Below are 20,353 nucleotides of genomic sequence, written 5' to 3' on the forward strand. Positions count from 1 at the left end.
CTTCACTGAAAGGAGGTTCAGTGTAGGTGGGTCATCAATAACAGGTAAGGAGACAGTGATGAAAGCAGCCGTAGTCAGCAAAGATCATTCCGTTGAAATTATTGATAAAACTGTGCGTCCGCTTGAGCACGGCGAGGCGTTACTCAGCATGGAGTGCTGCGGTGTATGCCACACCGATCTGCACGTTAAAAATGGTGATTTCGGTGATGTCACCGGCCGCACGCTGGGCCATGAAGGCATCGGTATCGTGAAATCTGTTGGGCCGGGCGTGACCTCTCTCAAGCCCGGCGATCGCGCCAGCGTCGCCTGGTTCTTCCGTGGTTGTGGCCACTGTGAATACTGTAACAGCGGTAACGAAACCCTGTGCCGCAGCGTGACCAACGCAGGCTACACCGCAGACGGCGGCATGGCCGAAGAGTGCATCGTGGTGGCCGATTACGCGGTAAAAGTGCCGGATGGCCTCGATTCCGCCGCCGCCAGCAGCATTACCTGTGCGGGCGTCACTACCTACAAAGCGGTCAAAGTATCCAACATCAAGCCGGGTCAGTGGATTGTGATTTACGGGCTTGGCGGCCTCGGTAACCTTGCGCTGCAGTACGCAAAAAACGTGTTTAACGCGAAGGTCATCGCGGTAGACGTTAACGATTTACAGCTCGATTTCGCCAAAGAGAGCGGCGCTGACCTGGTGATCAACTCGCGCACGGACGATGCTGCGAAAATCATTCAGGAGCAGACTGGCGGGGCGCATGCCGCCGTTGTCACCGCGGTAGCGAAAGCCGCGTTTAACTCCGCGGTTGATGCCGTGCGCGCCGGGGCGCGTATCGTGGCGGTAGGTTTGCCGTCAGAATCCATGAGCCTGAACATTCCTCGCCTGGTGCTTGACGGTATTGAAGTGGTGGGCTCCCTGGTCGGCACGCGTCAGGATCTGGCGGAGGCCTTCCAGTTCGCGGCTGAAGGCAAGGTGAAGCCGACGGTAACGCTGCGCCCGCTCGAAGACATCAATGCCATTTTCCACGAAATGGAGAGTGGGAAGATTAAAGGGCGCATGGTTATCGATTTTAAGCATAAATCAGTCCGTTAAGCGTTCTGCATAACGAGCCGGCACCGGTGCCTCAGGGCGTCGGTGCCACAACAGATGACCCCCGCGCTGAGTTCTGCGATAATCACGGTTTACCGCAACCAAGAGTGAATCATGCAGTACCCGATTAATGAAATGTTCCAGACTCTCCAGGGCGAGGGTTACTTCACCGGCGTTCCCGCCATTTTTATCCGTTTGCAGGGATGCCCGGTAGGCTGTGCCTGGTGCGATACCAAACACACCTGGGACAAGTTAAGCGATCGGGAAGTGTCGCTGTACAGCGTGCTCGCCAAAACCAAAGAGAGCGATAAGTGGGGCGCAGCAAGCAGTGAAGAGCTGCTGGCGATTATTGAGCGTCAGGGCTGGACCGCGCGCCACGTCGTGATCACCGGTGGAGAACCCTGCATTCACGATCTGATGCCGCTGACCATGGCGCTGGAAGCGCTCGGCTTCAGCTGCCAGATAGAAACCAGCGGTACGCACGATGTGCGTTGCACCACTGGCACCTGGGTAACGGTGTCGCCGAAGGTAAACATGAAAGGCGGATACGACGTGCTCGCCCAGGCGCTGGAGCGTGCGGATGAAGTGAAACATCCGGTAGGGCGTATGCGCGATATCGAAGCGCTGGATGAGTTACTGGCGACGCTTGATGACCATAAGCAGCGCGTGATTGCGCTTCAGCCGATCAGTCAGAAAGAAGACGCCACGCGCCTGTGCATTGAAACCTGTATCGCCCGCAACTGGCGGCTGTCGATGCAGACCCACAAGTATCTGAACATCGCCTGATCGTTTTTCCTCACCCTGCCTTCTCCCGCTGGAAGAGGGCAGGTGAGACCACGCTTATTCGCCGCGATACACGCAACCCGCGGTGCAGGTCTCTTTCACCATCACCGCGCTCAGCAGCGGCAGCACCGGTTTCATCTCATTCCAGATCCACGCCGCCAGCACTTCACTGGTCGGATTCTCAAGGCCCGGGATATCGTTGAGATAGTAATGATCGAGGCGGTTATACACCGGCTTAAATGCCGCTTTCAGCTCGGCAAAGTCCATTACCCAGCCGGTATGCGGATCCACGTCGCCGGTAATTTCCAGGCGCACCATGAACGAGTGCCCGTGCAGGCGACCGCATTTGTGGCCTTCCGGTACATGCGGGAGATGGTGGGCGGCTTCGAAGGTGAAATCTTTAAACAGCGTGGTTGGCATAACAGCGTCTCAGTATGGCTAAAAATAAGGCTTAAAACCGCTGCATACTACCGGAATTGCCTTTTTTTCGCATTAGCTAAAACCCGCATATACAGCGAAGCGCGTAGCAGACCGCACCACCTTACAAAAAATTTCTATTTATCAACGACTTAGTTAACCACTTTTAACGTTATTAACTACCCAAAAAAACGATTAGTTGATTTGGTTATTTATTATTTCCAACCCTTCTTTAGTTGTTATTATCCTCGCCGTTAACCTTACATTCTCTTCTGTTATTCCCGCACGGACAGGGTGCGAAACAGCTTTGCTACTGGAACTTAACGACGCATGACGACTCAGGCCCCACCTTCAGCATTGCTTCCGCTTAACCCGGAGCAACTGGCGCGCCTCCAGGCCGCTACCACCGATCTTACGCCCACTCAGCTGGCCTGGGTGTCCGGCTACTTCTGGGGCGTGCTCAATCAGCAGCCGGGTGCAGCCGCGCAGGCACAGCCGGTCGCGGTTGAAACGCCGGGCGTTACTATTATCTCCGCTTCCCAGACTGGCAATGCCCGCCGCGTAGCGGAAGCGCTGCGTGACGAGCTGCTGGCGGAGAATCTGAACGTTAACCTGGTGAATGCCGGGGATTACAAGTTCAAGCAGATCGCTCAGGAGAAGCTGCTGGTGGTGGTGACCTCGACCCAGGGTGAGGGCGAGCCGCCGGAAGAGGCCGTCGCGCTGCATAAGTTCCTGTTCTCTAAAAAAGCGCCGCAGCTTAACGGTACCGCCTTCGCGGTGTTCAGCCTCGGCGACAGCTCCTATGAGTTCTTCTGCCAGTCAGGTAAAGATTTCGACAGCAAACTTGCCGAGCTCGGCGGTGAACGCCTGCTGGACCGCGTCGATGCCGATGTGGAGTACCAGGAGCAGGCGAAAGCGTGGCGCGCCAGCGTGGTGTCGGTACTCAAAGCGCGCGCACCGGCCGCTTCTCCGGCTCAGGTTTCCAGTGCTGCCAGCGGTGCCGTCAACCTGGTCGATTCCACGCCGTATACCAAAGAGCAGCCGCTGAGCGCCAGCCTGGCGGTGAACCAGAAGATCACCGGTCGCGACTCGGATAAAGACGTGCGCCATCTGGAGATCGATCTTGGCGATTCCGGCCTGCGTTACCAGCCGGGGGATGCGCTTGGCGTGTGGTATCAAAACGATCCGGCGCTGGTTAACGAGCTGGTCGAGCTACTGTGGCTTAAAGGTGACGAGCTGGTGCAGATTGACGGCAAAGCGCTGGCCCTGAGCGAAGCGCTGCAGTGGCATTTTGAACTGACGGTGAATACCGCCGCTATCGTAGAGAACTACGCTGCGCTGTCACGCAACGAGACGCTGCTGGAGATGGTAGGGGATAAAAGCAAGCTTCAGCACTATGCCGCCCTTACCCCGATTGTCGATATGGTGCGTTTCGCCCCGGCGCAGCTGGAAGCCGAACAGCTTATCAGCCTGCTGCGTCCGCTGACGCCGCGCCTCTACTCTATCGCCTCATCTCAGGCTGAGGTTGAGAGCGAAGTGCATATCACGGTCGGCGTCGTGCGTTACGACGTTGAAGGCCGCCCGCGTGCGGGTGGCGCATCCAGCTTCCTCGCCGACCGCGTTGAAGAGGATGGCGAGGTGCGTGTATTCATCGAGCACAACGACAACTTCCGCCTGCCGGCCAACCCGGAAACCCCGGTGATTATGATTGGTCCTGGCACCGGCATTGCGCCGTTCCGCGCTTTTATGCAGCAGCGTGCCGCCGATGAAGCACCGGGTAAAAACTGGCTGTTCTTCGGCAACCCGCACTTTACTGAAGATTTCCTGTATCAGGTCGAGTGGCAGCGCTACGTCAAAGAGGGCGTACTGAGCCGCATCGATCTCGCCTGGTCCCGCGATCAGGAACATAAAATATACGTACAAGACAAACTGCGCGAACAGGGCGCAGAGGTGTGGCGCTGGCTGAATGACGGTGCCCACATTTACGTCTGCGGTGATGCCGGTCGCATGGCCAAAGACGTTGAGCAGGCTTTACTGGACGTGATCGTCGAATTCGGTGGCATGGACACCGAAGCGGCGGATGAATATTTAAGTGAGCTGCGCGTAGAGCGCCGTTATCAGCGAGATGTCTACTAATGAGCGATAAACATCCCGGCCCTCTGGTGGTCGAAGGTAAGCTGGCCGATGCCGAGCGCATGAAGGGCGAGAGCAACTATCTGCGCGGCACCATTGCGGAAGATCTGAATCATGGCCTCACCGGCGGCTTCAACGGTGATAACTTCCTGCTGATCCGTTTCCACGGTATGTATCAGCAGGATGACCGTGATATCCGCGCCGAGCGCGCTGAGCAGAAGCTGGAGCCGCGCCACGCCATGATGCTGCGCTGCCGTCTGCCTGGCGGCATTATCACTCCTGCACAGTGGCAGGCGATCGATAAGTTTGCCGGGGATAAAACCCTTTACGGCAGCATCCGTATCACCAACCGCCAGACCTTCCAGTTCCACGGCATTCTGAAAAAGAACGTCAAACCGGCGCATCAGATGCTGCATGAGGTGGGCCTTGACGCGCTGGCAACGGCGAATGACGTCAACCGTAACGTGCTCTGCACCTCAAACCCGGTTGAGTCGGAACTGCATGCCGAAGCCTATGAATGGGCGAAAAAGCTCTCTGAGCACCTGCTGCCGCAGACCCGCGCCTATGCAGAGATCTGGCACGATAAAGAGAAAGTGGCGACCACCGATGAGGAGCCGATCCTCGGTAAAACCTATCTGCCGCGTAAGTTCAAAACTACGGTGGTGATCCCGCCGCAGAACGACGTCGATCCGCATGCCAATGACATGAACTTCATCGCCATCGCTGAAAACGGCAAGCTGGTGGGCTTCAACCTGCTGGTGGGCGGCGGTCTCTCCATCGAACACGGCAATAAAAATACCTACGCCCGCACAGCGAGCGAGTTCGGCTACATCCCGCTGGAGCATACCCTGGCGGTGGCGGAGGCGGTGGTTACCACCCAGCGCGACTGGGGCAACCGTACCGACCGTAAAAATGCCAAAACCAAGTACACCCTGGAGCGCGTCGGCGTTGACGTGTTCAAAGCCGAAGTGGAACGCCGCGCCGGCATCACCTTCGCCCCGATCCGCCCTTACGAATTCACCGGCCGCGGCGACCGTATCGGCTGGGTGAAGGGCATCGACGACAAGTGGCACCTGACGCTGTTCATTGAGAACGGACGTATTCTCGACTATCCGGATCGTCCGCTCAAAACCGGGCTGCTGGAGATCGCGAAGATCCACAAAGGCGACTTCCGCCTCACCGCCAACCAGAACCTGATTGTCGCCGGCGTGCCGGAAAGCGAGAAAGCAAAAATTGAAGCGCTGGCGGTGGCTCATGGGCTGATGAATGCCGTGACGCCGCAGCGTGAAAACTCCATGGCCTGCGTCGCGTTCCCGACCTGTCCGCTGGCGATGGCGGAGGCCGAGCGCTTCCTGCCGGCGTTTGTCGATAAGGTGGAAGCCACCATGACCAAGCACGGCGTGGGCGATGACCATATCGTGATGCGCGTCACCGGCTGCCCGAACGGCTGCGGGCGTGCGATGCTGGCGGAGATCGGTCTGGTAGGCAAAGCGCCGGGGCGCTACAACCTGCATATCGGCGGCAACCGCATCGGCACGCGTATCCCGCGCATGTACAAGGAAAACATCACCGAGCCGGAGATCCTGGCCTCGATCGATGAGCTGGTAGGTCGCTGGGCGAAAGAGCGCGACGCGGGCGAAGGCTTTGGTGATTTCGCGGTGCGCAGCGGCATTATTCGTCCGGTGCTCGACCCGGCGCGTGATTTCTGGGAATAGCGTCTCTCTTTCACGCCGGAGAGGGAATAACCTCCTCTCCGGCGACATACCTGCGAGGTGAACATGTCTTTACTCGATCTCAACGCGCTGCATACGCTCTCTAAACCCGATCGCGCTCAGGCGCTGGCAGAAACCAATGCTCAACTGGAAGCCCTGAGCGCCGAAGCGCGCGTGTCCTGGGCGCTGGAAAATCTGCCGGGCGAATTTGTCCTCTCCTCAAGCTTTGGTATTCAGGCGGCGGTCTGTCTGCACCTGGTGACGCAGCAGTGCCCGGATATTCCGGTGATCCTCACCGATACCGGCTACTTGTTCCCGGAAACCTATCAGTTCATCGACGAGTTGACCGAAAAGCTGAACCTGAATTTGCAGGTTTACCGTGCGGCGCAAAGTCCGGCCTGGCAGGAGGCGCGCTACGGCAAGCTGTGGGAGCAGGGCGTAGACGGCATTGAGAAATACAACGACATCAACAAGGTCGAGCCAATGAACCGGGCGCTGCACGAGCTGAACGCGAAAACCTGGTTTGCTGGCCTGCGCCGCGAACAGTCCGGCAGCCGCGCCGAGCTGCCGGTGCTGGGCGTGCAGCGCGGGGTGTTTAAGGTGCTACCGATCATCGACTGGGATAACCGCACCGTGTACCAGTATCTGCAAAAGCATGGCCTGAAATATCACCCGCTGTGGGATCAGGGTTACCTCTCGGTGGGCGACACCCATACCACACGGAAATGGGAACCGGGCATGGCGGAAGAGGAGACGCGCTTCTTCGGCCTGAAGCGCGAGTGCGGGCTGCACGAGTAATCACACCAAGGGGAGCCGCGCTCCCCTTTTTTACTGCCGCTTGCTCTGCGCCAGCTCGGTAGGGCGGGTAAGCCTGCGCACCCGCCACTGCTGCGTATTAAAAGGTGGGTGCGCTCCGCTTACCCACCCTACGCACTTAGCCGACAAGCATCAGAAGCCGCGCTCCCCTTTTTTACTGCCGCTTGCTCTGCGCCAGCTCGGTAGGGCGGGTAAGCTTGCGCACCCGCCACTGCTGCGTATTAAAAGGTGGGTGCGCTCCACTTACCCACCCTACGCACTTAGCCGATAAGCATCAGGAGCCGCGCTCCCCTTTTTTACTGCCGCTTGCTCTGCGCCAGTTCGGTAATCAGCGGCAACAGCACGTTTACCACGTCGCGGCTGCGCTTCTCTACCCGCCCGGGCAGGGCGCTGTCGATATGGGTAATGTTATCCAGCTTCGGATTATGCCACGCGTTACCGTCCGGGAAGGCTTTGCTTCGCGCAACCTGCTGATAGCCATCGTGCTTGCCGAGCGACCAGTTAGTCGCTTCAACGGTCAGAACCGGCACGCCGTACTGGTCAAAGGACTCGGCATCGTTACAGCAGCCGGTGCCTTTCGGGTATTTCGCATTCAGCCCCGGACTGGTGGTCGCGCGAATGCCTTTGTGGGCGGCGATAGCCAGCGCGCGGTCGCGGGTCAGCTTCACCACCGCGGCAGGCGTCGATTTCCCGCTGTTGAAGTAGAGCTTGTCGCCGACAATCAGGTTATCGAGATTGATCACCAGCAGCGTGCTGACCCGGTCACGTGCACTCATCTTTTCCACGTAGTTAATCGAGCCGAAGCGGCCTTCCTCTTCGCCGCTGGAGGCGATAAAGCGCACCGTGTAGTCGGTGGGCACATCGCGCAGGCGCTCGGCCAGTTCCAGCATTACTCCCACGCCCGCCGCGTTGTCATCCAGCCCCTGATAGGTCAGCCCGCCGAGATTGTTCCGGGTGTCGCTGTCATTTTGTGGCGCAAAGGTATCAAGATGTGCCATCACAATGATCTGGTACGGCGATGCGGCTTTCTTACCAGCAATCACCATATGGCCTTTGACGTGCTGCCAGTCAACCTGGCGCGCGGCGTGGCGGTACGGGTAGTGGATATCCAGCTCGCGGATATCGCTCTGGTAACCCATACGGGAAAACTGCTGATTCACGTAATCAGCGGCCAGCATCTCTGCCGGGGAGCCGGTCATCCTGCCGGGAAAGACGGTAGCCAGGTAGCGGGCATGCTGTGACGCCACAGCGCCGGGTTTGGGCGTCGATGGCGCGGCCCAGGCCTGGGAAGAGAAGCACACGCCGAGGGCAGCGACCAACGCCGCACGGCGCAACGCGGAAAACATAATTCGTCCTTTGAAAGAGAGGGGGGAAGATGAAACTTCTTCAAATTGTAAGTAATTCGAAAACGCCTTGCCCGTGTTTATTGTGATATCGGCCCGCTTTTCACGCCGCGTTAGCACTTTTTGTCATGAGCTTTTGCCAGCGTTTATTCTTTTGTGGAACTACTCATTCCAATTCGTAATTTCATTCGCTGACACCCCACCCCTATAGTCACCTCTGGCCCTTACTGTTAATGAGTTGTGTCGCTGTGGACTATCTCCCCTTATTCGCCTCGCTAAAAGGCCGCCCGGTGCTGGTTGTCGGCGGCGGCGAGATTGCCGAACGCAAAATTACCCTGCTGCGACGCGCGGGGGCTGACGTGCAGGTCGTGGCTACCCGGCTCAGCGCGCCGCTGCAGCAGCTGGCCGACCAGCAGCAGATCCACTGGCTGGCGCAACAATTTACCCCTTCGCAGCTTGACGCGGTTTTCCTGGTCATTGCAGCCACCAATGACCGGGCGCTTAACCGCCAGGTGTTCGACGAGGCCAATGCCCGTCAGCGTCTGGTGAACGTGGTGGACGACCAGCCGCTGTGCTCCTTTATCTTCCCGTCGATTGTCGATCGCTCGCCGCTGGTGGTGGCGATCTCATCCGGGGGCAACGCACCGGTGCTGGCGCGCCTGCTGCGGGAAAAAATTGAAGCGCTGCTGCCCGTCAGCCTGGGCCGTATGGCTGAGGTCGCCGGGCAGTTCCGCGAGCAGTTGAAGCAGGCACTGCCGACCACTGATGCACGCCGTCGCTTCTGGGATCGCGCGTTTCGCGGCCGCTTCGCCAGCCTGATGGCGACCGGCAACGAGCAGGCGGCCCAGGAGGCGCTGGCAGCAGAGCTGGCGCAGCCGGATGCGCAGCAGGGCGAAATTATTCTGGTCGGCGCCGGGCCTGGCGATGCGGGGCTGCTGACCTTGCGCGGGCTGCAGGTGCTCCAGCAGGCGGACGTGGTGCTCTATGACCATCTGGTGAGCGATGCGGTGCGCGACCTGGTGCGCCGCGATGCGGAGTGCATCTGCGTCGGCAAACGCGCCGGCGAGCACGGCGTGCCGCAGCATGAAACCAACCAGATGCTGGTGGATCTGGCGCGGGAAGGCAAAACCGTGGTGCGCCTGAAAGGCGGCGATTCATTTATCTTCGGGCGCGGCGGTGAGGAGCTGGAAGCCGCCGCCCAGGCCGGCATCCCTTTCCAGGTGGTGCCCGGCGTCACGGCGGCAGCGGGAGCCACGGCCTATGCCGGTATTCCGCTGACCCACCGCGACTACGCCCAGAGCGTCACCTTTGTGACCGGGCACTACAAAGCCGACAGCGCACCGTTTGACTGGGCGCAGCTGGCGCGCAGCCATCAGACCCTCGCCATCTACATGGGCACCATGAAAGCGGCGGAAATCAGCCAGCAGCTGATCGCGCACGGCCGCGACGCGGCAACGCCAGTGGCGGTGATCAGCCGCGGTACCCGCGAGGATCAGCAGGTGCTCACCGGCACGCTTGAGGAGCTTGAAAGCCTGGCAAACCAGGCACCGATGCCAGCCCTGCTGGTGATTGGCGAAGTGGTCGCGCTGCACGCGCAGCTTGCCTGGTATCAACCCCATCGACAGGCGGAGGGGTATCGCCCCGCCGTGGTGGATCTGGCCTAGCGTCGGACCACCCTGATTGTAACGTTAATGCCTGGTGTGACCGGGCCGGAAAGGAAAGGATATGGACCAGAAACGACTCACCCATTTGCGACAACTGGAGGCGGAAAGCATCCATATCATCCGTGAAGTGGCGGCCGAATTCGCAAATCCGGTGATGATGTACTCCATCGGCAAAGATTCGTCGGTAATGCTGCACCTGGCGCGTAAAGCGTTCTATCCGGGAACCCTGCCGTTCCCGCTGCTGCACGTCGATACCGGCTGGAAATTCCGCGAAATGTATGAATTCCGCGACCGCACGGCCAAAGCCTACGGCTGCGAGCTGCTGGTGCATAAAAACCCGGAAGGGGTGGCGATGGGCATTAACCCGTTCGTGCACGGCAGCGCCAAGCACACCGACATCATGAAAACCGAAGGGCTGAAGCAAGCGCTGGACAAGTACGGTTTCGATGCCGCCTTCGGCGGTGCGCGCCGCGACGAAGAGAAGTCCCGCGCCAAAGAGCGTATCTACTCCTTCCGCGACCGTTTCCACCGCTGGGACCCGAAAAACCAGCGCCCGGAGCTGTGGCACAACTATAACGGCCAGATCAACAAAGGCGAAAGCATTCGCGTCTTCCCGCTCTCCAACTGGACCGAGCTGGATATCTGGCAGTACATCTATCTGGAAAATATCGAAATCGTTCCGCTCTACCTGGCGGCTGAACGCCCGGTGCTGGAGCGCGACGGCATGCTGATGATGATCGACGACGATCGCATTGACCTGCAGCCGGGCGAAGAGATTAAGCAGCGTATGGTGCGCTTCCGTACCCTCGGCTGCTGGCCGCTTACCGGTGCGGTGGAATCCACCGCGCAGACGCTGCCTGAGATCATCGAAGAGATGCTGGTCTCCACCACCAGCGAGCGTCAGGGCCGCGTCATTGACCGCGACCAGTCAGGCTCTATGGAGCTGAAGAAACGTCAGGGTTATTTCTAAGGAGCCGTCATGAACACCACTATCGCACAACAAATTGCTCAGGAAGGCGGCGTCGAAGCGTACCTGCACGCCCAGCAGCACAAAAGCCTGCTGCGCTTTCTGACCTGCGGCAGCGTGGATGACGGGAAAAGCACCCTGATTGGCCGCCTGCTGCATGACACCCGCCAGATCTATGAAGACCAGCTTTCGTCGCTGCACAACGACAGCAAGCGTCACGGCACCCAGGGCGAGAAGCTTGACCTCGCGCTGCTGGTGGATGGCCTGCAGGCGGAGCGCGAGCAGGGCATCACCATCGACGTGGCCTATCGCTACTTCTCCACCGAGAAGCGTAAATTTATCATCGCTGATACGCCGGGGCACGAGCAGTACACCCGCAATATGGCGACCGGGGCGTCAACCTGCGATCTCGCGATCCTGCTGATTGACGCCCGTAAAGGCGTGCTGGATCAGACCCGTCGTCACAGCTTTATTTCGACCCTGCTGGGTATTCGCCACCTGGTGGTAGCGGTAAACAAAATGGACCTGGTGGCATACAGCCAGCAGACCTTCGAGCAGATCAAACAGGATTACCTGACCTTCGCTGCCGAACTGCCGGGCGATCTGGATATTCGCTTCGTGCCGCTCTCAGCGCTGGAGGGCGACAACGTTGCCAGTAACAGTACGACGATGCCGTGGTACAGCGGCCCGACGCTGCTGGAAGTGCTGGAAACCGTCGAAATCGCCCGTCCGGTGGAAGCGCAGCCGCTGCGTTTCCCGGTGCAGTACGTTAACCGCCCGAACCTCGATTTTCGCGGTTACGCCGGTACGCTCGCTTCCGGCCATATCAAAGCCGGTCAGCGTGTGAAAGTGCTGCCGTCCGGAGTGGAATCCACCGTGGCGCGCATCGTGACCTTTGACGGCGATCTGCCGGAAGCCGCGGCGGGCGAGGCGATTACCCTGGTGCTGAATGACGAGATCGATATCAGCCGTGGCGATACCATTGTCGATGCCGCCGATGACGTCGCCGCGGTGCAAAGTGCGCTGGTGGACGTAGTGTGGATGGCGGAGCAGCCGCTGAGCGCAGGCCAGAGCTACGACGTTAAAATCGCTGGCAAGAAAACCCGCGCCCGGGTGGATGCGATTCACCACCAGGTGGACATCAACAATCTGACCCGCCACAGCGTTGAGCATCTGCCGCTGAACGGTATCGGCCAGGTTGAGTTGACGTTCGATGAGCCGCTGAACCTTGATAAGTACCAGCAAAACCCGGTGACCGGCGGGCTGATATTTATCGATCGCCTGAGCAATGTCACCGTGGGCGCCGGGATGGTCTCTGAACCCCTGAGCGGAGCACGCAGTGCGCAGTCGGATTTCAGCGCCTTCGAGCTGGAACTGAACGCCCTGATCCGCCGCCACTTCCCACACTGGGAGGCGCGCGACCTGCGCGATCTGGCGGGAGGCAAATAATGGCGCAGCATGACGAAAACGTTGTCTGGCATCCGCATCCCGTGACCGTTGAGCAGCGCGAGCAGCTTCACGGCCACAAGGGCGTGGTGCTGTGGTTTACCGGGCTGTCCGGCTCGGGGAAATCCACCGTTGCCGGAGCGCTGGAGGAAGCCCTGCACCAGCTCGGCATCAGCACCTATCTGCTTGACGGCGACAACGTGCGCCACGGGTTGTGCAGCGATTTGGGCTTTAGCGATGACGATCGCAAAGAGAACATCCGCCGCGTCGGTGAAGTGGCGAATCTGATGGCCGACGCCGGGCTGGTCGTGCTCTCTGCCTTTATTTCCCCCCATCGCGCCGAACGGCAGATGGTGCGCGAGCGGGTCGGGCAGGGGCGGTTTATTGAGGTATTTGTCGATACGCCGCTGGCGGTATGCGAGGCGCGCGATCCCAAGGGGCTGTATAAAAAAGCCCGTGCCGGCGAGCTGCGCAATTTCACCGGCATTGATGCGGTTTATGAAGCGCCTGAGCAGCCGGAAATTCACCTCGACGGCCAACAATTAGTAACAAAATTGATTGCGCAATTGTTAGACCTGCTGCGGCAGGGCTATATCATCAAATCCTGAGGCACTGCCGGGATGCCTTTTATCCCGGCAGGCCAGTTACAGGATTACCTATGCGCGACAGCACCCATATGATTTATTCACAGGCTGAATCACCGGATAAGCGTGACATCGAGGAGACAACCTGGTCAGTGCCTGGCGCTATCCTGGGTCTGCTCTCCTGGCTGCTGGCGCTCGGCATCCCGTTCCTTATCTACGGCTCTAATACGCTGTTCTTCCTGCTCTACACCTGGCCCTTCTTTCTGGCGCTGCTGCCGGTCTCGGTGGTGGTTGGGGTCGCGCTGCACTCTCTGCTCAACGGCCGACTGCTGCTCAGCATCGTCGCGACGATTATTACCGTTGCGATACTATTCGGTGCGTTATTCTTATGGCTGATGGGCTAGCCCGCCACATGCTTCAAACCGTAACAGACGTTATGCAGGTATGTAGCGCTTCGTAACCACGACAGCGCCCGGAATTGTGTGCTACATTCTGCCGCATTCAGGTGACCCCGGATTACAGGCCATGCGTGGCCGCGAGGGTAGAGTGTTGCGGCAAGTTATGGGATGATGTTGCCGTTTTTCAGGGGGCGGAATGGGCAAACTAACGCTGCTATTGCTGGCTTTACTGGTCTGGCTACAGTATTCGCTGTGGTTCGGCAAAAACGGCATACATGATTTCAGCCGCGTCAGTGAAGATGTGGCGGCACAGCAGGCGACTAACGCCAAACTCAAAGCGCGAAACGATCAACTCTTTGCTGAAATTGACGATCTCAATGGTGGCCAGGAGGCGATTGAGGAGCGCGCACGCAATGAATTGAGCATGACCAAGCCAGGGGAAACCTTCTACCGCCTGGTTCCGGAAGCGTCTAAGCGCAACTGGGGGTCAGGACAAAACAATCCCTAACCAGACTCAGGTTACTACATGGTCGTCTCACCGAATGTCGTTGCCGTTGTGCCGGCTGCTGGCATTGGCAGCAGGATGCAAGCGGAACACCCCAAGCAATATCTCACTATCGGCGATAAAACCCTTCTCGAACACGCGGTGGCAGGGCTGCTTCGCCATCCCCGCATCGTGAAAGCGATCGTTGCCATCAGCGCCGATGATATCTGGTTCCACCGCCTGCCGCTGGCGACCGACCCCCGCGTGGTGGTGGTGCAGGGTGGCGGCGAGCGCGCCGATTCCGTGCTGGCCGGGCTGCGTCAGGCAGGCGATGCGCCCTGGGTGCTGGTGCACGATGCGGCGCGCCCCTGTCTGCATCCCGACTGCCTTGAAAAGCTGCTGGCGCTGACCGCGCGCAGCACCATCGGCGGCATCCTTGCCGCACCGGTGCGCGACACCATGAAACGCGGCGAGCCGGGCCAACCGGCCATTGCCCACACAGTGGATCGCGTTGATCTCTGGCACGCGCTTACCCCACAGCTTTTCCCCCGCGAACTGCTCCACGACTGCCTCACCCGCGCCCTGAATGAGGGGGCAAACATCACCGACGAGGCGTCGGCGCTGGAGTATTGCGGCTATCACCCTGAACTTATCCACGGTCGCGCAGACAATATTAAAGTGACCCGTCCGGAAGACCTGGCGCTTGCGGAATTTTACCTTACCCGGTTAACCCTCCAGGAGAATGCATAATGCGTATTGGACATGGTTTCGACGTACACGCCTTTGGCGGCGAAGGCCCGATTATCATCGGCGGTGTCCGAATCCCTTATGAGCAGGGGTTGCTGGCCCACTCCGACGGTGATGTCGCGCTGCATGCCCTTACCGATGCGCTGCTCGGCGCGGCGGCGCTGGGCGATATTGGCAAGCTGTTCCCGGACACCGACCCGGCGTTCAAAGGCGCTGACAGCCGCGAGCTGCTGCGCGAGGCCTGGCGTCGTATTCAGGCGAAGGGTTATACCCTCGGCAACGTTGACGTGACCATCATCGCCCAGGCGCCGAAGATGCTGCCGCATATCCCGCAGATGCGCGTGTTTATCGCCGAAGATCTCGGCTGCCATATGGATGACGTCAACGTGAAAGCCACCACCACCGAAAAGCTCGGCTTTGTCGGGCGTGGCGAAGGCATCGCCTGTGAAGCGGTGGCGCTGCTGGTGAAGGCGCGCCAATGATCGATGTGCACAACCTGACGTACCTGCACGGCGCCCCGCAGGGCAGCGGCACGCTGAAAGCCAACCCGGAAGATTTCGTGGTGCAGGAAGATCTTGGCTTCGCGCCGGACGGCGAGGGCGAGCAGCTGCTGGTGCGCATTCGCAAAGAGGGCTGCAACACGCGGTTCGTTGCTGACGCGCTGGCGAAATTCCTGCGCGTACACGCTAAAGAGGTGAGCTTCGCCGGGCAGAAAGACAAACACGCGGTGACCGAACAGTGGTTCTGCGTACGCCTGCCGGGGAAAGAGATGCCGGATATGTCGGCCTTCACCCTTGAAGGGTGCCAGGTGCTGGAGTACGCCCGCCACAAGCGCAAGCTGCGGCTTGGGGCGCTGCGCGGTAACGCGTTCCGGCTGGTGCTGCGCGACGTCACCCGGCGCGATGAGATGCAGGCCCGGCTGGAGCGCATCGCCACCGAGGGCGTACCGAACTATTTCGGCATCCAGCGTTTTGGCATTGGCGGCAGCAACCTGCAGGGCGCGCTGCGCTGGGCGCAAAATCCTGGCCCGGTGCGCGATCGCAACAAGCGTAGCTTCTGGCTCTCTGCCGCACGCAGTGCGCTTTTTAACCAGCTGGTCAGCGAACGTCTGAAAAAAATGGACGTGAATCAAGTTGTTGACGGCGATGCGCTACAATTAGCCGGGCGCGGTAGCTGGTTCGTTGCCACGCCGGACGAGATGGCCGATGTGCAGGCGCGCGTCAACAGCCACGCGCTGATGATTACCGCCGCGCTGCCGGGCAGCGGCGAGTGGGGCACCCAGCGCGATGCGCTGGCGTTTGAACAGCAAGCCCTTGCTGAATGCGTGGATTTACAACATTTGCTGGAGCGTGAGAAAGTAGAGGCCGCGCGCCGCGCAATGCTGCTCTATCCTCATGAACTTTGCTGGGACTGGTGGGACGACGTTACCGTCGAGCTGCGCTTCTGGCTGCCCGCCGGCAGCTTCGCCACCAGTGTGGTACGGGAACTGATGAACACGTCAGGTGACTATGCGAATATTGCTGAGTAACGACGATGGTATCCATGCGCCAGGCATTCAGACCCTGGCGAACGCCCTGCGGGAATTTGCCGAGGTGCAGGTGGTTGCGCCCGATCGCAACCGCAGCGGCGCGTCCAACTCGCTGACGCTGGAATCCTCGCTTCGTACCTTCAACTTTCCCAACGGCGATATCGCGGTGCAGATGGGCACGCCGACCGACTGCGTGTTCCTCGGGGTTAACGCCCTGATGCGCCCGCGTCCGGATGTGGTGGTGTCCGGCATCAACGCCGGGCCAAACCTCGGCGATGACGTCATCTACTCCGGTACGGTGGCGGCCGCGATGGAAGGCCGTCATCTTGGTTTTCCGGCCCTCGCCGTGTCGCTCAATGGCCACCAGCACTACGATACCGCCGCAGCCGTCACCTGTATCATCCTGCGCGGTCTGGCGCGGGAACCGCTGCGCACCGGACGCATTCTCAACATCAACGTGCCCGATCTGCCGCTGAGCGAAATCAAAGGCATCCGCGTTACCCGCTGCGGCAGCCGCCATCCGGCCGATCAGGTGATTCCTCAGGAAGATCCGCGCGGGAATACGCTCTACTGGATAGGCCCGCCGGGCGAGAAGTGCGATGCCGGACCGGACACCGATTTTGCCGCCGTGGATGAAGGCTATGTGTCGGTGACGCCGCTGCATGTGGATCTGACGGCCTACAGTGCGCAGGAGGTGGTGTCAGGATGGCTGGAGCGCGCCGGAGTAAATGAACAATGGTAAGCGCGCGCATACAAACCCTGCTGGCACAGCTGCGTTCTCAGGGCATTAAAGACGAGCAGGTGCTTGAGGCCATTGCCTGCGTGCCGCGCGAAAAGTTTATCGACGAAGCGCTTGAGCACAAAGCCTGGGAAAACGTCGCGCTGCCTATCGGTTCCGGGCAAACCATTTCTCAGCCCTATATGGTCGCACGTATGACCGAGCTGCTGACGCTGGCGCCGGGATCCCGGGTGCTGGAGATCGGCACCGGTTCCGGTTACCAGACCGCAATCCTCGCGCATCTGGTGCACCATGTCTGTTCCGTTGAACGTATCAAAGGGCTGCAGTGGCAGGCGCGACGTCGTCTGAAGCAGCTCGATCTGCACAATATTTCAACCCGCCACGGCGATGGCTGGCAAGGCTGGCAAGCGCGCGCGCCGTTTGACGCTATTATTGTTACCGCCGCACCGGCAGAGATCCCGGCTGCGCTGCTGTCGCAGCTCGACGATGGCGGTGTGATGGTCCTGCCGGTAGGTGACGAGCAGCAGGTGCTGAAGCGCGTGCGTCGTCGCGGCGGCGATTATGTCATTGACACCGTGGAACCGGTGCGTTTTGTACCGCTGGTGAAGGGCGAGCTGGCCTGAACCAGGAGTTTTTCCTGTTGCCTGGCGGTAAGTTATGCGTAAAGTGAGCGCACTACGCCAGCGTCAACGCACCCGTCCGCGGGATTTTACGTCACGCTAGTTACTTTTTTATCGGGGGAATAATGAGCACGGGAAGCCCACTTCACACAGCACGCCGGGCAGTCACACTGTCGCTTATCGCGCTGGCAGTCGCAAGCTGCAGCAACAATAACACCTCGCAAGCTCCAATCAGTTCGGTGGGCGGCAATGCCGGCACGGAAAGTTCCGGCGGCATGCTGGTCACGCAACCGCCTAAAATGGGCACGGTATCGCCTGCACCCGCACCGCAAATTCAGTCCGCGCAACCGGTCATTTCTGCTCCCGTTTCGCAGCCCGCTCCGGTGCAAAACACGATCGCTGAACCTGTACAAACCCAAAATGGGCGTATAGTTTACAATCGTCAGTATGGGAATATTCCTAAAGGTAGTTATACCGGTGGAAATACTTATACGGTCAAACGCGGCGATACGCTGTTCTATATCGCCTGGATCACCGGGAACGATTTCCGTGACCTGGCGCAGCGAAATGGCGTTGCGGCCCCGTACAGCCTGACTGTCGGGCAAACTCTTGAAATTGAAAATGCTTCAGGACGACCAATCACTCCGGGGAATACCGTCTCGGCCGCTGACGCCAGCGCCCAGGGACTGGCGACTAAACCCGCGCAAAATTCAACCAGGGTGGTTGCGTCCCAACCGACAATTACGTATTCTGAAAATTCAGGTGAACAGAGTGCTAATAAGATGTTGCCGGGTAATAAGAGCGCTGGGACTGTTGTCACAGCACCTGTAACCGCACCGGTTGTTAGCACTACCGAACCCGTTGCCAGTAGTCAGACAGCCAGTGCCCCTGTCTCATCGTGGCGTTGGCCAACTGATGGCAAAGTCATCGAAAACTTCTCTTCCTCCGAGGGTGGGAACAGAGGTATCGATATCGCAGGCTCTAAGGGACAGAGCATCACGGCGACCGCAGATGGTCGGGTGGTTTACGCAGGAAATGCGCTGCGCGGTTACGGTAATCTTATCATCATAAAACATAACGATGATTACCTGAGTGCCTACGCCCATAACGACACAATGCTGGTCCGGGAACAACAAGAAGTTAAGGCGGGGCAGAAAATCGCTACCATGGGTAGCACCGGAACCAGTTCAACACGTTTACATTTTGAAATTCGTTACAAGGGGAAATCCGTAAACCCGCTGCAGTTTTTACCGCAGCGATGAGTCGATGTAGTACCGCGCGTGCGGACTCACTCATGTCAGCGAACATGACGCATGAGTCGCCGTCAGGTGCTGTATCCAGGGATCACGGGTAGGAGCCACCTTTATGAGTCAGAATACGCTGAAAGTTCATGATTTAAATGAAGACGCGGAATTTGATGAGAACGGAGTAGAGGTTTTCGACGAGAAAGCCTTAGTAGAAGAGGAACCCAGTGAGAACGAACTTGCCGAAGAAGAGCTGTTATCACAGGGCGCTACACAACGTGTACTTGATGCCACTCAGCTGTACCTTGGTGAGATCGGTTATTCCCCGCTCTTAACCGCTGAAGAAGAAGTTTACTTCGCACGCCGCGCGCTGCGTGGTGATGTGGCATCCCGCCGTCGCATGATTGAAAGTAACCTGCGTCTGGTGGTGAAAATTGCACGTCGTTACAGCAATCGTGGTCTGGCACTGCTGGATCTGATTGAAGAAGGTAACCTCGGCCTGATTCGTGCCGTTGAGAAGTTTGACCCGGAACGCGGGTTCCGTTTCTCAACCTACGCAACCTGGTGGATCCGTCAGACCATCGAACGCGCCATCATGAATCAGACCCGTACCATTCGCCTGCCGATTCATATCGTGAAAGAGCTGAATGTGTACCTTCGTACCGCACGCGAGCTCTCCCACAAGCTTGACCATGAGCCAAGCGCGGAAGAGATCGCAGAGCAGCTCGATAAACCGGTTGACGATGTTAGCCGTATGCTGCGTCTGAACGAGCGTATCACCTCGGTTGACACCCCTCTGGGCGGTGACTCTGAGAAAGCGCTGCTGGACATTCTGGCCGATGAGAAAGAAAACGGTCCGGAAGACACCACGCAGGACGATGACATGAAGCAAAGCATCGTCAAATGGCTGTTCGAGCTGAACGCCAAACAGCGTGAAGTGCTGGCACGTCGCTTTGGTCTGCTCGGTTATGAAGCCGCAACCCTGGAAGACGTAGGCCGTGAAATCGGTCTGACACGCGAACGCGTGCGTCAGATTCAGGTAGAAGGTCTGCGCCGTCTGCGCGAAATTCTGCAGACGCAGGGCCTGAACATCGAAGCGCTGTTCCGCGAATAATACGACGTTGTATAAAAAAGGCCGGTCAAATGACCGGCCTTTTTTTTGCTTGCTGATAAGGCCGGCTCACCGTAGCGTGCCGGCCTGCAGCTTAATTCAGCGTGTAGTCGAGCGTGATCTCGGCATTCAGTACCTGAGAAACCGGGCAACCCGCTTTGGCTTTCTGAATGATGGCGTCAAACGCGGCATCTTCGATATCCGGCACGCGCACCTTACTCTGCAGGGCGATTTTGGTGATCGCAAAGCCAGCGTCTTTCTTATCCAGCGACACATCCGCCGTGGTATCGATGCTCTGCGCGGTATACCCTTCATCACCCAGCATCAGGGAGAGCGCCATAGAGAAGCAGGCCGCATGCGCCGCACCGATCAGCTCTTCCGGGTTAGTTCCCGCTGCACCCTCAAAACGGGTGTTGAAGCCGTACGGCTGCTGGTTCAGGGCGCCACTCTCGGTAGACACGGTACCTTTTCCGCGTTTGATATCGCCTTCCCAGTGTGCTTGCCCTTTCTTATGAATGGTCATGCTTAGCTCCTTTTTT

At 59.0% G+C, this 20,353-nt stretch carries 21 protein-coding genes; 18 read left to right on the forward strand and 3 right to left on the reverse strand.

The annotated features are described in order from the left end of the window. Positions 1 to 58 precede the first annotated feature (58 nt). Both adhP and queE read left to right on the forward strand, forming a co-directional pair. Positions 59 to 1,081: an alcohol dehydrogenase AdhP gene (gene adhP / locus ET34_RS0113385; RefSeq protein ID WP_031522863.1), complete on the forward strand. Its 1,023-nt coding sequence runs from the start codon at positions 59 to 61 to the stop codon at positions 1,079 to 1,081. A 111-nt stretch (positions 1,082 to 1,192) separates the two neighbouring features. After that, complete coding sequence (gene queE / locus ET34_RS0113390; protein ID WP_031522865.1) at positions 1,193 to 1,864, forward strand: 7-carboxy-7-deazaguanine synthase QueE; 672 nt, start codon at positions 1,193 to 1,195, stop codon at positions 1,862 to 1,864. A 54-nt stretch (positions 1,865 to 1,918) separates the two neighbouring features. Here queE and queD read toward each other — a convergent pair whose 3' ends face one another. Then, positions 1,919 to 2,281, reverse strand: a complete 363-nt coding sequence (gene queD / locus ET34_RS0113395) for a 6-carboxytetrahydropterin synthase QueD (RefSeq protein ID WP_031522866.1) — start codon at positions 2,279 to 2,281, stop codon at positions 1,919 to 1,921. Between the two features lie 327 nt (positions 2,282 to 2,608). Here queD and cysJ point away from each other — a divergent pair, with 327 nt between their 5' ends. The 3 genes from cysJ (at position 2,609) to cysH (ending at position 6,921) form a co-directional block, all read left to right on the forward strand. Continuing rightward, positions 2,609 to 4,414, forward strand: a complete 1,806-nt coding sequence (cysJ, locus tag ET34_RS0113400; protein ID WP_031522868.1) for an NADPH-dependent assimilatory sulfite reductase flavoprotein subunit — start codon at positions 2,609 to 2,611, stop codon at positions 4,412 to 4,414. Next, positions 4,414 to 6,126 (forward strand): assimilatory sulfite reductase (NADPH) hemoprotein subunit, encoded by a 1,713-nt coding sequence (gene cysI, locus ET34_RS0113405; RefSeq protein ID WP_031522870.1) that lies wholly within the window; start codon positions 4,414 to 4,416, stop codon positions 6,124 to 6,126. Before cysJ ends, cysI begins: the two co-directional genes overlap by 1 nt. A gap of 63 nt (positions 6,127 to 6,189) precedes the next feature. After that, positions 6,190 to 6,921, forward strand: a complete 732-nt coding sequence (cysH, locus tag ET34_RS0113410) for a phosphoadenosine phosphosulfate reductase (protein ID WP_031522872.1) — start codon at positions 6,190 to 6,192, stop codon at positions 6,919 to 6,921. Positions 6,922 to 7,235: 314 nt separating this feature from the next. On the opposite strand, the gene ET34_RS0113415 is transcribed toward cysH, so the two are convergent. After that, a complete protein-coding gene (locus ET34_RS0113415) occupies positions 7,236 to 8,285 on the reverse strand; it encodes an aminopeptidase (protein ID WP_031522874.1) in 1,050 nt (349 codons plus the stop codon). Positions 8,286 to 8,530: 245 nt separating this feature from the next. Here ET34_RS0113415 and cysG point away from each other — a divergent pair, with 245 nt between their 5' ends. The 13 genes from cysG to rpoS all read left to right on the forward strand — a co-directional run bounded on the left by cysG (position 8,531) and on the right by rpoS (position 19,817). Then, the gene (gene cysG / locus ET34_RS0113420; RefSeq protein WP_031522876.1) at positions 8,531 to 9,946 is read left to right on the forward strand and encodes a siroheme synthase CysG; all 1,416 of its coding nucleotides are present in this window, start codon (positions 8,531 to 8,533) and stop codon (positions 9,944 to 9,946) included. 61 nt (positions 9,947 to 10,007) lie between these two features. Beyond that, entirely contained in the window at positions 10,008 to 10,916 is a 909-nt protein-coding gene (gene cysD, locus ET34_RS0113425) for a sulfate adenylyltransferase subunit CysD (RefSeq protein WP_031522878.1), read from the forward strand. Between the two features lie 9 nt (positions 10,917 to 10,925). Beyond that, the gene (gene cysN / locus ET34_RS0113430) at positions 10,926 to 12,362 is read left to right on the forward strand and encodes a sulfate adenylyltransferase subunit CysN (protein WP_031522880.1); all 1,437 of its coding nucleotides are present in this window, start codon (positions 10,926 to 10,928) and stop codon (positions 12,360 to 12,362) included. Further along, positions 12,362 to 12,967, forward strand: a complete 606-nt coding sequence (cysC, locus tag ET34_RS0113435; protein WP_031522882.1) for an adenylyl-sulfate kinase — start codon at positions 12,362 to 12,364, stop codon at positions 12,965 to 12,967. The genes cysN and cysC overlap by 1 nt, the downstream gene beginning before the upstream one ends. Positions 12,968 to 13,017: 50 nt before the next feature. Then, positions 13,018 to 13,347, forward strand: a complete 330-nt coding sequence (locus ET34_RS0113440) for a DUF3561 family protein (protein ID WP_031522884.1) — start codon at positions 13,018 to 13,020, stop codon at positions 13,345 to 13,347. Between the two features lie 190 nt (positions 13,348 to 13,537). Then, complete coding sequence (gene ftsB / locus ET34_RS0113445; RefSeq protein WP_024547983.1) at positions 13,538 to 13,849, forward strand: cell division protein FtsB; 312 nt, start codon at positions 13,538 to 13,540, stop codon at positions 13,847 to 13,849. An 18-nt stretch (positions 13,850 to 13,867) separates the two neighbouring features. Continuing rightward, positions 13,868 to 14,575 carry a 2-C-methyl-D-erythritol 4-phosphate cytidylyltransferase gene (gene ispD, locus ET34_RS0113450; protein WP_031522887.1) on the forward strand — a complete coding sequence of 236 codons (708 nt, stop codon included), beginning with the start codon at positions 13,868 to 13,870 and terminating at the stop codon, positions 14,573 to 14,575. Beyond that, a complete protein-coding gene (gene ispF, locus ET34_RS0113455; RefSeq protein ID WP_031522889.1) occupies positions 14,575 to 15,054 on the forward strand; it encodes a 2-C-methyl-D-erythritol 2,4-cyclodiphosphate synthase in 480 nt (159 codons plus the stop codon). Before ispD ends, ispF begins: the two co-directional genes overlap by 1 nt. Continuing rightward, entirely contained in the window at positions 15,051 to 16,100 is a 1,050-nt protein-coding gene (gene truD / locus ET34_RS0113460; protein ID WP_031522890.1) for a tRNA pseudouridine(13) synthase TruD, read from the forward strand. Before ispF ends, truD begins: the two co-directional genes overlap by 4 nt. Further along, positions 16,081 to 16,842 (forward strand): 5'/3'-nucleotidase SurE, encoded by a 762-nt coding sequence (gene surE / locus ET34_RS0113465; RefSeq protein ID WP_031522892.1) that lies wholly within the window; start codon positions 16,081 to 16,083, stop codon positions 16,840 to 16,842. Before truD ends, surE begins: the two co-directional genes overlap by 20 nt. After that, positions 16,836 to 17,462 (forward strand): protein-L-isoaspartate(D-aspartate) O-methyltransferase, encoded by a 627-nt coding sequence (locus tag ET34_RS0113470; protein WP_031522894.1) that lies wholly within the window; start codon positions 16,836 to 16,838, stop codon positions 17,460 to 17,462. The genes surE and ET34_RS0113470 overlap by 7 nt, the downstream gene beginning before the upstream one ends. A gap of 122 nt (positions 17,463 to 17,584) precedes the next feature. After that, the gene (gene nlpD / locus ET34_RS0113475; RefSeq protein ID WP_031522896.1) at positions 17,585 to 18,721 is read left to right on the forward strand and encodes a murein hydrolase activator NlpD; all 1,137 of its coding nucleotides are present in this window, start codon (positions 17,585 to 17,587) and stop codon (positions 18,719 to 18,721) included. A gap of 103 nt (positions 18,722 to 18,824) precedes the next feature. After that, positions 18,825 to 19,817 (forward strand): RNA polymerase sigma factor RpoS, encoded by a 993-nt coding sequence (rpoS, locus tag ET34_RS0113480; protein WP_031522898.1) that lies wholly within the window; start codon positions 18,825 to 18,827, stop codon positions 19,815 to 19,817. Positions 19,818 to 19,908: 91 nt separating this feature from the next. On the opposite strand, the gene ET34_RS0113485 is transcribed toward rpoS, so the two are convergent. After that, the gene (locus ET34_RS0113485; RefSeq protein ID WP_031522900.1) at positions 19,909 to 20,337 is read right to left on the reverse strand and encodes an OsmC family protein; all 429 of its coding nucleotides are present in this window, start codon (positions 20,335 to 20,337) and stop codon (positions 19,909 to 19,911) included. Between the last annotated feature and the right edge of the window lie 16 nt (positions 20,338 to 20,353).

This window comes from Siccibacter colletis (assembly GCF_000696575.1).
GTDB classification, from domain to species: domain Bacteria; phylum Pseudomonadota; class Gammaproteobacteria; order Enterobacterales; family Enterobacteriaceae; genus Siccibacter; species Siccibacter colletis.

Coding starts and splice junctions, on each gene's coding strand:
- adhP (WP_031522863.1), top strand. CDS start 59: ATGAAAGCAGCCGTAGTCAGCAAAGATCATTCCGTTGAAATTATTGAT.
- queE (WP_031522865.1), top strand. CDS start 1,193: ATGCAGTACCCGATTAATGAAATGTTCCAGACTCTCCAGGGCGAGGGT.
- queD (WP_031522866.1), bottom strand. CDS start 2,281: ATGCCAACCACGCTGTTTAAAGATTTCACCTTCGAAGCCGCCCACCAT.
- cysJ (WP_031522868.1), top strand. CDS start 2,609: ATGACGACTCAGGCCCCACCTTCAGCATTGCTTCCGCTTAACCCGGAG.
- cysI (WP_031522870.1), top strand. CDS start 4,414: ATGAGCGATAAACATCCCGGCCCTCTGGTGGTCGAAGGTAAGCTGGCC.
- cysH (WP_031522872.1), top strand. CDS start 6,190: ATGTCTTTACTCGATCTCAACGCGCTGCATACGCTCTCTAAACCCGAT.
- ET34_RS0113415 (WP_031522874.1), bottom strand. CDS start 8,285: ATGTTTTCCGCGTTGCGCCGTGCGGCGTTGGTCGCTGCCCTCGGCGTG.
- cysD (WP_031522878.1), top strand. CDS start 10,008: ATGGACCAGAAACGACTCACCCATTTGCGACAACTGGAGGCGGAAAGC.
- cysN (WP_031522880.1), top strand. CDS start 10,926: ATGAACACCACTATCGCACAACAAATTGCTCAGGAAGGCGGCGTCGAA.
- cysC (WP_031522882.1), top strand. CDS start 12,362: ATGGCGCAGCATGACGAAAACGTTGTCTGGCATCCGCATCCCGTGACC.
- ET34_RS0113440 (WP_031522884.1), top strand. CDS start 13,018: ATGCGCGACAGCACCCATATGATTTATTCACAGGCTGAATCACCGGAT.
- ftsB (WP_024547983.1), top strand. CDS start 13,538: ATGGGCAAACTAACGCTGCTATTGCTGGCTTTACTGGTCTGGCTACAG.
- ispD (WP_031522887.1), top strand. CDS start 13,868: ATGGTCGTCTCACCGAATGTCGTTGCCGTTGTGCCGGCTGCTGGCATT.
- ispF (WP_031522889.1), top strand. CDS start 14,575: ATGCGTATTGGACATGGTTTCGACGTACACGCCTTTGGCGGCGAAGGC.
- truD (WP_031522890.1), top strand. CDS start 15,051: ATGATCGATGTGCACAACCTGACGTACCTGCACGGCGCCCCGCAGGGC.
- surE (WP_031522892.1), top strand. CDS start 16,081: ATGCGAATATTGCTGAGTAACGACGATGGTATCCATGCGCCAGGCATT.
- ET34_RS0113470 (WP_031522894.1), top strand. CDS start 16,836: ATGGTAAGCGCGCGCATACAAACCCTGCTGGCACAGCTGCGTTCTCAG.
- nlpD (WP_031522896.1), top strand. CDS start 17,585: ATGAGCACGGGAAGCCCACTTCACACAGCACGCCGGGCAGTCACACTG.
- rpoS (WP_031522898.1), top strand. CDS start 18,825: ATGAGTCAGAATACGCTGAAAGTTCATGATTTAAATGAAGACGCGGAA.
- ET34_RS0113485 (WP_031522900.1), bottom strand. CDS start 20,337: ATGACCATTCATAAGAAAGGGCAAGCACACTGGGAAGGCGATATCAAA.